Below are 10,623 nucleotides of genomic sequence, written 5' to 3'. Positions count from 1 at the left end.
CGGCGCAGTCGCCTCGGTCGGCTCGGCGGGGGATTCTTACGATAAGTGTCCTCGCGGAGGCGTTCAACTCGCTGTTCAAGGCCGAGCTGATCCGGAACAAGGGCCCGTTCACGTCCATCGAGGACCTGGCGATCGCGGTCGCGGAGTACGTCGACTGGTTCAACCATCGTCGTGTGCACGGCGAGATCAGGCTGGTCCCTCCGGTCGAGTTCGAGGACGTCTACCATCATGAGAACCCCGCGCCCGCGCCCGCCGGGACGGCACTTACGAGCCTCTAACAAACCCGGGGCGATTCATCTTCAGCTCGGAGAAGACCTGCAGCCAGAACCGGGCGCCTTCGGCGCCGTCGCCGGCCCAGATCCCGAGGATGTCGCGTTCCCCGTGCACGGTGACGCCCATGACGACGTAGAACGGCGTGTTGCGCACCTGCCCGTCGCGGACCTTCACGACAATCGCGTCGACGAAGAGCACCGGTTAGAGCGGGTCCAGCGGACGGGAGGACCACTCGGCCAGTTCGCCGGCGACCTTCTCGGTGATCCGGCTGATGGTGTCCTTGGAGACCTTCGCACCGTAGACCTCCTCGAAGTGCACCGCGATCTCTCCGGTGGTCAGCCCGCGGGCTGACAGAGAGAGCACGATCTGGTCGGTCCCGTCCAGGCGCCGCTTCCGTTTGGGCACAATCACCGGCTCGAAGGACCCGTCCCGGTCCCGGGGCACCTCGATCTCGACCGGGCCGATCTCGGTCAGCACGGTCTTCGACCTCGTGCCGTTGCGCATGTTGGCCGGGATCGGGGTCTGCCCGTGGTCGTGCCCGAGGTGCTCGGTCAGCTCGGCTTCCAGGGCGGTCTCGAGGACGTTCTTCGTGAGCTGGTTCAGCAGGCCGCCGGGCCCGACCAGGCGCACGCCTTGCTCCTTGGCCTGGGCGAGCAGCTGCTCGGCGAGGTCCTTTTGATCGATGATCTCTCCGGTCACGGGATCGATCATCGGGCCTGTCATCTCGGTCGTGGACTCTGACACGGCCGTCTCCTTTCGGATCAGGCCGGACCCTCACACACCGTTGTTCTTACAGTCCCCTCTTCGTCTCAGCGCGCTACTTCGACCTGCCTGGCGGTGACGGCACTGCGGTTGGCGGCGCGGGTGAGAGCGAGGAACGTGACACCGGCGATGGCGACGAGCCCGATCATGGTTCCGGCGGCGGCCATGAGGCCGCTGTGGTATATCCACGGTTCGCCCGGGCTGCCGGAAGCGATCAGTTCACCGGTGGTGCCGGGGAGGGTTGTGGTGATGACGGCGGCGAGGAGCGCGCCGTAGGCGGCGACGAACACTGCCTCAGAGCCGATGCGGAAGAGGTTGATGACGCCCGAGGCGGCTCCGGCTCGTTCAGCGGGCACGGCCGCCAGCGCTTCGGCGTCGACGAACCCGAGCGGCAGGCCGAAGCCCAGGCCGAGCAGGATCATCGGAGTGACGCCGAGTGCGACCGGCAGATCGGGCCTTAGCAACAAGAGCACGCCGATGCCGCCGACGATGAGGCACGCGAACGAGACGGCGACGATGGCGGTCGGGGTGAGGTGGCTGCGTTCCATGAGACGGTGAACCGCGACCGGGGCGATGAGCACCGGGATAGTCATGACAAGCATCAGTGCGCCGGTGACTCCGGCGGTGAGCCCGTGGATGGCTCCGAGCGCGCTGGGGAGGTAGGTCAGGAACGTCACGAAGCCGATTGCCCCGGCGATCGGCACGAGTGTCATGGCGAGGAACTTCGGAGCCTTCAGCGCGGAGAAGTCGAGGATCTCCCGCAGCGAGGTTCCGCCCCGACCAAGCTGGGGAAGCCGTGCGGCACCGATGAACGCGACAATCAGGACGATCGTGTGCGCGGCGAAGATGCCCTGCCATCCCCAGGCGGACAGGAGCAGACCCGATAGGGCAGGGCCGGCGGCGAGGCCGAGGCCGTTGATTGTGCCGAACAGCGCGAACGCCTGCGCTCTGGCCTTGCCCTCGAATAGGTGGCTGAGGATCGGTGCGGCACTGGTGAGTACCGCGGCTGAGCCGATTCCGGCGATGATCCTGCCCGCGTCCAGCACGGCGATGTTCGGGGCGAACATGCTGACGATGCCCCCGGCTATGGCGATGGCGATGCCGATCCGGAACGAGCGCGTGTAGCCGATCCGGTCGGAGCAGGCGCCCCACACGATCGTGCAGACCGCGAAGGCGACGTTGAAGCCGTTGACTACCCACTGCAACGGCGTCGGGTCCGAACCCAGGTCGCTGGCGATCGCAGGGAGCGCGACGGCGGTGCCGGAGATGGACAACGGGATCACGAACTGAGCGAGCAGGATCACGGCCAGCAGCAGTCTAGGTCGAGGCACGGGGCACTCCTTTGGTTCGATACATGACAGAGGTTCGATACAGAACGAACGTAGCTAGACTGGCACGACCATGAGGTACGATGCAAGTCGAACCTTTGATGCTGTACGGAGATGGAGGGCGACGATGGCTGGCAGGACCGACGGTGTGGAGCCGGACGAGATCGAGCTCGGTGCGGTGCTGTCGGCGCTGGCCGACCCTCATCGGCGGCGCGTCATTCATGACCTGGTGAACGATGCGGACGGCAGCGAGCGCTCCTGCACGAGCTTCGGCCTGGACCTGTCGAAGTCCACGCGCAGTCATCACTTCAAGGTGCTCCGCGAGGCCGGGCTGGTGCACCAGGTCGACCGGGGCAACCGCAGCGAGGTGACTCTGCGCAGGCGCGACCTCGATGCGCGCTTCCCGGGCCTGCTCGACCTCATCGGAAGCGACAGCGGCGACTGATCACCTTACCCAGCCTGCGACACTACATAGACGCTGGCACCCCGACTTTAAGCTAGCCGCGACTGAGCCTCCAGTCCGGTGAGCGCACCCCGCGCGACGTCCATCGCCGGGAAAGATCATCTGCCCGGTGCACGACCGCCGTCTTTAGCAGCGCCCAGCCGGAGCGTCCCATCGCCTGATCATCGTCGGCCAGACGTCTGTTCCGCGAGCGGACCCGCCTGAGTCAACCCCAGCCCGGAGCGCCTCATGAGCTGCCACACGTCTTTCAAGCGAGGCTCGCCGCGTCAACTTGAGTTGACAACCGGGTTCAAGTGTCGTCATCAGCGCACCTGAAGCGTCCAGGGTGTGATGCCGCTTCCTTTCGAGTTCGAGAGGATGTTGTTCATGCCGAAGAAGTTCGATCCCGAGGTGAAGGACCGCGCGGTGCGGATGGTCCTGGACCGTGTCGAGGAAGCCGGGTCAGTCACGAAGGCCGTGGCTTTGGTGTCGCCGAAGGTCGACGTGGGGCGCGAGACCTTGCGCCGCTGGGTCTGTCAGCACCGCGTCGACGCCGGCCTCAAGGACGGGCCGACCAGCGATGACCTGGCCGAGCTCAAGCGCCTGCGCGGCGAGGTCAAGCGATTGCGGGAGGACAACGAGATCCTGCGCAAGGCCTCGATTTTCTTCGCGGGGGAGCTCGACCCCCGCAACCGATGATCATGGGATTCATCGATCAGATGCGCGCCAAGGGGCATGCGGTCGAGTCGATCTGCAGGGTGCTCCGTCAGGAGGGCTGTCAGATCGCCGCACGCACCTACCGGGCGTGGCGCCGCCGCAGCGCGTCGGCTCGTGACACGTCCGACGCGGTCCTGCTCAACGTCCTGCACGACCTTGTCGGCACCCCGGAAGGGCTGTACGGGCGTCGGAAGATGACCGCGTGGCTGCGTCGAGAAGGTCACCAGGTCGGCGCCGGTCGTGTGGACCGGCTCATGCGGGTTGCGGGGATGAACGGTGTGCGTCGAGGCAGGCCAGTGCGCACCACCGTCCCGGCCAAGGACGGCTGCCGTGCCGGTGACCTGCTCAATCGAGACTTCACCGCGGCCGCGCCGAACACGAAGTGGGTCGCGGACTTCACCTATGTGCGCACGTGGGCGGGCTTCGTATACGTCGCGTTCGTGCTGGACTGCTACTCGCAGAGAATCCTCGCCTGGCATGCCGCGACGGCCAAGACGACCCCGCTGGTTCTGACCCCGCTGCGGATCGCGTTGTGGGACCGTGACCGGCACGGGCACCCTGTGCAGCCCGGCGAGCTGATCGCGCACAGCGATGCCGGGTCGCAGTACACGAGCCTTTGCTTCGCCGAGCACCTGGCCGCCGAGGGCATCGCCGCGTCCATCGGGACCGTCGCCGATGCGTATGACAACGCGCTCATGGAATGCGTCATCGGCTTGTACAGGACCGAGTGCATCACCACCACGATCTTCCACAACGGCCCGTACAAGACCATCGCCGACGTGGAGTACGCCACCGCCGGATGGGTCGAGTGGTACAACAATCGAAGGCTCCACTCGTCCCTGGCTATGACCACCCCGGCCGAGTACGAGACTGCCTACTACGCCGCCCTCAACCGAGAGCTGGCACCCACATAGGAGCGGCACGAAACCCGGGACGCTTCATTACGCATCGCGGCAAGCAGGCGACGGTCTTGCGGGGCGTCAGAGCGGCTTCCTTCTTAGAGGACGTCGAAGCGGGCGACCCCCAGGAGTTCATGGCGCGCCTGACAGGCAACTACCGCAGAGGAAATGAGCGTCAAGCGCGTCAACACCCTCGAAACCGATCCCGTTGAGGTGCCAAGTCAGGGCTTTGGCGATCCCTGACACGGGCGTAAACGGTCGTTTGTGGCCGCTCACCTCTGCGCCAGTAGACTCGGCACCGACACCACTTCGATCGCCGCCTTGTGTCATGGGCAACGGTCCTCGACGATGAGCGTCATGACGATTCCCGGCTTCGCCCTCGAACACATCCCGCTGCCGTCGGGCGTCACGCTCCGCGTCGCCACCGGGGGCGAAGGGCCGGCAGTCGTCCTCCTCCACGGCCACCCTCGCACCCATGCAACCTGGCATAGGGTCGCCCCCGCTCTGGCAGACGCGGGTCTCCGGGTGGTCTGCCCGGACCTGCGCGGATACGGGCAGTCCAGCGCCCCAGAGCCCAGCGACGACCTTCACACCCACAGCGACCGCACCATGGCCGGCGACATCGCCCTGCTCATGACGCACCTCGGCCACGATCACTTCAGCGTCGTCGGCCACGACCGGGGCAGCTACGTGGCGTACCGCACCGCCCTGGACTTTCCAGAGCGGGTGGACCGTATGGCTGTATTGGACTGCGTCCCGATCCTGGAGGCCCTCGAGCGCGCTGATGCCCGCTTCGCGGAGAAGTGGTGGCACTGGTTCTTCTTCGCCTCCCCCCACGCCGAGCGAGTGATCTGCGCGGACCCCTTGGCCTGGTACCAGCCCGACGCCCAGAAGATGGGACAGGAGAACTACCAGGACATGGTGGCCGCCATCAGCGACCCTCAGACCGTGCGCTCCATGATCGCGGACTACCGGGCCAGCCTCCACGTCGACCGAGACGCCGATGCACGCGACCGTGCACGCGGCCATCAGATCCAGTGCCCCACGCTGGTCGCATGGTCGAAGCACGACGACATGGAGGACCTCTACGGGAACCCGGCGGAAGTGTGGGAATCCTGGTGCGCCCATCGCCCCGAAAGCGCCGTCATCGACTCCGGCCACCACATGGCCGAAGACAACCCCGAACAGCTCACCGCTGTTCTGACTGAGTTCTTCCTCCCGTCCTGACTCCTGGCCCACGGCCGGGCGGCAGAATCGGTCGTTTGTGGCGAGGGGTCCCGCCGTGCGCCGTGCGCGCCACCTCCGGCCCTGTCCGCCCGCCACATGACTCGCCACAACCAACCCGCCAGAGCCGCAGCCGCCCGTACGTTTCTGGCGAGTCTTGGGGCGCCCGGGAGCACCCACCTGGACACCCAGTTTTCACGCCAACCGGATCCCGCCCGATATGCGAAGAGTTCGCCGCGCGTCGTGTGGAATCTGGGCTGCAACTCGACACTCCCGGCTCCTACATGGCTATGCGCCGCTACCGATGGAGGGACTCGAGAGGGTCGGTAGTGTATTGGGCATGATGCTTCAGGTCTGCGTCAACGGAGCCCGCGACATCGCCGAGCACCCCGCTCTCAGCGCCGACCCCGTCCGCGTGGCAGCCGAGTGTGCCGAGGCCGTCGCGGCCGGAGCTGACGCCGTCCACGTCCACCCGAAGGACGCTCACGGACAGGACAGCCTCCAGAACCCCGACGTCGGCCGCTGGGTCCGCGAAGTGAGGGCGCGATGCGCCGGCGTCCCGGTGGGGGTGACGACGGGAGCTTGGGCTCTACCGTCGGTGGAGGACCGACGGCAGGCGATCGTTGGTTGGCAGACGCTGCCGGACTTCGCCTCCGTGAACTGGCATGAACCCGGTGCCGACCAGATCGCGGCGACGCTCCTGGACCGAGGCATCGGCGTCGAAGCCGGCATCTGGCACCAGGAGGGCCTCACCGCATGGCTTGCCTCACCCCTGCGGTCGCGGTGCCTGCGCGTGCTGATCGAGGTGCAGGACATACCCGCGGAGGAGGTGGAGTCCGAGGCGCTCGTGCTCGTCCAGGGCGTCCGCCGCGCTGAACCGGCCATGCCCCTGCTGCTCCACGGCGAGGAGCGGTCTGCCTGGCCCGCCCTCAAGCTGGCTGGACGGCTCGGACTAGACACGCGAGCAGGGCTGGAGGACATGGTGACGTTCGCTGACGGCCGCCCAGCGCCCGGGAACGCCGAGCTGATCACCGTCGCGTCACACCTCCGAGGCCGGAGCCTGGAGGAGGAACCGACAGTCATGAAGCCCTACAGCGTCCCCCTGGCCGAGGCCCGAACGGCGTTCCTCGCCGCGCTCGACGCCTTCGAGGAGGGCGCCAGCTCTCTCGACGACCTCACCCTGCTCGGAGTCAGCCACGTCCACGGCTGGTCTCGGCTCGACTGCCTGGTGCACGTGCGCCTGGGGCTGCAGGAGATGCTCGCCGGCCTGGCGGCCCGCACGGACGACACCCCCGATGTCGACGCCGCGTCCTACTGGACCACGTACGAACCGGAGAAGGACCCGGTGCCCGGGATCCTCATGACGCGCCGCACCGCTTCCGCTTATGCCCGTCCCAGGAACGCGCTTGAGCACCTGAACCAGGTGAGTGCAGGACTGCGACATGCAGCGGACACTCTGATCGAGGAGTCGATCGCGTTCCAGGGCCATGTGCTCACCGCCGGGGACATGCTGGCCACCTGGGCCGTGGAGCTCGCCGTGCACCATCACGACCTCGCCCTGCCCGCCGGTGCACCCGCACCAGCGCCGGCCGCTGTGCACATCGGGCGCCTCACCGCAGAGGCCCTGGGCAGCACGTCGGGTGCTCGGGCCGGCGCAGAGGACGACCTCGCCGTGATGCTGGCTGGCTTCGGGCGGCGGTGAGGGTCCACGGGACCCGATTCCCCGCCCGCATGAGGCGCGGCCCGGTCCCACCAGGGCCCCTGGCTAGGGTTCAGCCATGGTGTGCGTGCCCAGGCTGCTGCAACCAGTTCTCGACGCCGTTGACGCTCGAGAACTGGCTTAGTTGTACTACCCGAGGACGTTAGTTGACGTGTTGTGCGGCGCGTCCGAAGTCGGTGATGAGCCAGCGGTGGATGGACTCGTCAGGGAAGGGGTGGGCCTCGTATCCCGGTGCTGGCGTTCGGGGCTCAGGTTCGTGGACGCGGTCGCTGCGGAACAGGCGCCAGTCCTCACGCTGCGTGTCGTAGGCGACGAGGTACCAGATGCCGTGGCGCAGGACCTGGCGGTACGGCTGAACGATCCGGTTGCTCGCGTGACCGTGTTGGTCGGTGTATGCGAAGCCCAGATGCTGTCCAACCGCGATGGTGTCCGCGATCATCCCCAGGGCGGGCCAATCGAACGCGTGCGTGGCGGTGAGGACCTGGGTAGCCGCGGCAGCGGCGACGGCTCGTTGACGCAGGCTGGGAGGTAGAAGTCGCTCAAGCTTGGCTCTCACGGTAGTTGCGCTGTCGTCTGCGAAGCCTGCTTCAAGGATGAGGAGCCCCGTGACAAGCGCGCAGACCTCGTCGGCGTCCAGGAGAAGCGGTGGGATCTTGATGCTCGGGGCAAGAACGTATGCCCCGCCGGGGCCCGGGTGGGACTGAATGTCGTAGCCCAGCATCCGCAGCCGGGCGACATCACGGCGAACCGTCCGAGGTGCCACCTCGAGTCGGCGGCTCAGGTCAGCCACGGTCCACCGACGTCCCGTTTGCAGCAGCGCCAACAGGCGTAGCGAGCGTGCCGAGGGACTGTCCATGCATCGATTATCCGTCGAGATGCGGCCAGGAACAGGCCTCGTCTCTCGGTAGCGTCGGAGCATGAGCGGCCCTGAGAAGAGACTCCAATGCGTATCGCTGTGACCACCCCGACAGGAAATGTCGGCACCCACCTGACCGGCATGATGATCCGTGCCGGTGTGCGGCCACTGCTTCTGGCCCGCACCCCATCCAAGATCCCCATCGATCTCCTCACACACGTCGACGTCGTGGAAGCTGACTCCACTGACCCCGAGCAGGTCGTGAAGGCCACCCGCGGGGTAGATGCCATCTACTGGGTCGACCCGAGCACCGCATCGGCTGATCCGCTGGCTGACTACGCCAGGGCGACGCAGGCCATCGTCGCCGCGGTCGAGGCGAATACCATTGCTCGGGTCGTGTTCCAGAGCAGCGTCGGTGCGGAGAAGCGGCATGGGGTCGGTGAGATCGACGGCCTCGCCGCCACCGAGGTCGCCCTCGACCGCCTGGACGCGGACGTGACGCACCTGCGTTGCGGCTACTTCTTCACCAACCTGCTGCTGAGCATGGAGGATGTGCGCCAGGGACGGTTGCGGACGGTCCTGCCTCTGGACCATCAGTTCAGCTGGGTCTCGCCGCGCGACATCGCCGAGGTTGCCGCGCTGACACTGCTGAACCCGTCGTGGCATGGACATCGGGTACAGGCGGTCCATGGCCCGCAGGATCTGTCGTGGAACGACGTGGCCGCGCTTCTCACCGACCTGACCGGGCGGCATGTCCAGGCAGAGCAGATCAGCGATGACCTGATGCGCCAGCAATACCTCACGGCTGGCATGCCCCCGGCAATGGCCGACGCCGTGTTGGGCATGAGCACTGGACTGCGCGACGACTTCCACCCGGAACAACTGCGCACAGCAACCAGCACGACTCCAACGAGCCTTGCTGGCTGGATGCAAGAGGAACTGATCCCCGCCTTGTGACCTGACACTTCAACGACCAACAGCGGCAGCGGGCGGCCCCTCTTGGGCCGCCCGCTGCCGCATGGAGCAGCCATGTCCCATGCCAACGCCGCCCTCACACCTCGCCACCGCTTGAAGGTCGCCCAACTCGTCGTCGACGACGGATGGCCGATCAGCGAGGTTGCCGCCCGCTTCCAGGTCTCCTGGCCCACCGTGAAGCGCTGGGCGGACCGCCACCGAGCGGGCGAGTCCATGCAGGACCGCTCTTCGCGACCGCACCACTCACCGAACAAGACCAGCCCGACGGTCACTCGCCGCTGTATCCAGCTGCGGCTCCGACTCCGAGAAGGACCCGTGCAGTTGGCATGTCGGCTGGGGATCGCGCCGTCGACGGTCCACCGGATCCTGACCGACGCCCACCTGAACCGGCTGTCGCATGTGGACCGCGCCACGGGGGAACCGGTGCGCCGTTACGAGCACGACCATCCCGGCGCGATGCTCCACGTCGACGTGAAGAAGCTCGGCAACATCCCCGATGGGGGAGGCTGGCGCTACGTCGGACGCCGCCAGGGCGAGAAGAACCGGGCAGCTACACCAGGCAAGCTCAGGAGCAAGTACTCCGACCCGTTGATGGGCAAGGCCTACGTCCACACCGTCATCGACGACCACTCCCGCGTCGCCTACGCCGAGATCCACGACGACGAAACCGCCGTGACAGCCTCGGCCGTGCTGGTGCGGGCCGTGGAGTGGTTCAACCGGCGAGGTGTGACCGTCGAGCGGGTGCTGTCAGACAACGGCGGCGCCTACCGATCGCACCTGTGGCGGGATACCTGTCACGAGCTCGGCATCAAGCACAAGCGCACGCGACCGTATCGGCCGCAGACCAACGGCAAGATCGAGAGATTCCATCGGACCCTGGCCGATGGGTGGGCCTACGCCCGCTGCTACACCTCCGAGGCCGAACGACGCGGCGAGCTCGATGGCTGGCTGCACTACTACAACCAGCACCGGCCCCACACCGCCTGCGGGAACCAGCCGCCGTTCTCACGATTGACCAACGTCCCCGATCAGTACATCTAGGCACCGGCCCTGGGCGGGCCCGCGGTGCGTTGCGGCCTGCGTGGGGTCGCCTTGGGACGGGTATGAGAGAATGGCGACCGGTCGATCCGTGCCCACACCGCGGGTCTGCCCGCTGCGCGCCCGCCCACGGGCCGCCGCCGTGACGCCCGCCCGGGACCCCGGGACGCGCCCGCCCCGGGATCCGGGACGGCCGGGGCGCCGCCCGGCGAGGACATCCGAGAGGGCCCGGATCGGTGCGTCGCAGCGGTTCCGCGGGAACGCCCCTGGCGCCCGTGGTCCATCACCGGACTTTCCTGGAGCCCGTCTCCCGGCGCACCCGAGGACGCCCTGCGCGTCGACGGGGCAACGCGGCCGGCGGCGGGCCTGAGTCGCCGCGCGACGGACGG

General features: G+C 67.4%; 9 protein-coding genes, 1 pseudogene and 1 other annotated feature. Of the genes and pseudogenes, 7 read left to right on the top strand and 3 right to left on the bottom strand.

What is annotated here, in order from left to right:
• A partial coding sequence (locus tag MHY29_RS04085) for an IS3 family transposase (protein ID WP_239238336.1) occupies nucleotides 1–278 on the top strand: 278 nt, incomplete at its 5' end.
• Nucleotides 279–297: 19 nt separating this feature from the next.
• Here the strand turns inward: MHY29_RS04085 and MHY29_RS04080 are convergent.
• Nucleotides 298–996: pseudogene (locus MHY29_RS04080) on the bottom strand (IS256 family transposase); the annotation flags it as partial.
• A gap of 86 nt (nucleotides 997–1,082) precedes the next feature.
• Complete coding sequence (locus tag MHY29_RS04075) at nucleotides 1,083–2,339, bottom strand: MFS transporter (protein WP_224355059.1); 1,257 nt, start codon at nucleotides 2,337–2,339, stop codon at nucleotides 1,083–1,085.
• A gap of 151 nt (nucleotides 2,340–2,490) precedes the next feature.
• Between MHY29_RS04075 and MHY29_RS04070 the strand changes: the two genes are divergently transcribed.
• The 4 genes from MHY29_RS04070 (at nucleotide 2,491) to MHY29_RS04055 (ending at nucleotide 7,347) form a co-directional block, all read left to right on the top strand.
• Complete coding sequence (locus MHY29_RS04070; protein ID WP_103384811.1) at nucleotides 2,491–2,808, top strand: helix-turn-helix transcriptional regulator; 318 nt, start codon at nucleotides 2,491–2,493, stop codon at nucleotides 2,806–2,808.
• A gap of 384 nt (nucleotides 2,809–3,192) precedes the next feature.
• A protein-coding gene (locus MHY29_RS04065; RefSeq protein ID WP_224355058.1) for an IS3 family transposase occupies nucleotides 3,193–4,436 on the top strand; the annotation gives its coding sequence in 2 pieces (ribosomal slippage) (nucleotides 3,193–3,466 and nucleotides 3,466–4,436; 1,245 coding nt in all).
• Nucleotides 3,462–3,596, top strand: a sequence feature (AL1L pseudoknot). Its footprint overlaps the gene before it by 135 nt.
• A gap of 342 nt (nucleotides 4,437–4,778) precedes the next feature.
• Nucleotides 4,779–5,648, top strand: coding sequence for an alpha/beta fold hydrolase (locus MHY29_RS04060; protein ID WP_239238334.1), 870 nt, complete (start codon nucleotides 4,779–4,781; stop codon nucleotides 5,646–5,648).
• 337 nt (nucleotides 5,649–5,985) lie between these two features.
• Nucleotides 5,986–7,347, top strand: a complete 1,362-nt coding sequence (locus MHY29_RS04055; RefSeq protein WP_224355056.1) for a 3-keto-5-aminohexanoate cleavage protein — start codon at nucleotides 5,986–5,988, stop codon at nucleotides 7,345–7,347.
• Between the two features lie 160 nt (nucleotides 7,348–7,507).
• On the opposite strand, the gene MHY29_RS04050 is transcribed toward MHY29_RS04055, so the two are convergent.
• A complete protein-coding gene (locus MHY29_RS04050; RefSeq protein WP_224355055.1) occupies nucleotides 7,508–8,221 on the bottom strand; it encodes a YafY family protein in 714 nt (237 codons plus the stop codon).
• Between the two features lie 99 nt (nucleotides 8,222–8,320).
• Between MHY29_RS04050 and MHY29_RS04045 the strand changes: the two genes are divergently transcribed.
• A complete protein-coding gene (locus tag MHY29_RS04045) occupies nucleotides 8,321–9,178 on the top strand; it encodes an NAD(P)H-binding protein (protein WP_239238332.1) in 858 nt (285 codons plus the stop codon).
• Between the two features lie 72 nt (nucleotides 9,179–9,250).
• Nucleotides 9,251–10,237 carry an IS481 family transposase gene (locus MHY29_RS04040; protein WP_224355053.1) on the top strand — a complete coding sequence of 329 codons (987 nt, stop codon included), beginning with the start codon at nucleotides 9,251–9,253 and terminating at the stop codon, nucleotides 10,235–10,237.
• The last annotated feature ends 386 nt before the right edge of the window (nucleotides 10,238–10,623 follow it).

It is taken from the genome of Micrococcus sp. ACRRV (genome assembly GCF_022346985.1).
Lineage (GTDB): Bacteria > Actinomycetota > Actinomycetes > Actinomycetales > Micrococcaceae > Micrococcus > Micrococcus porci.
This window is presented reverse-complemented; position numbering and strand designations above follow the sequence as displayed.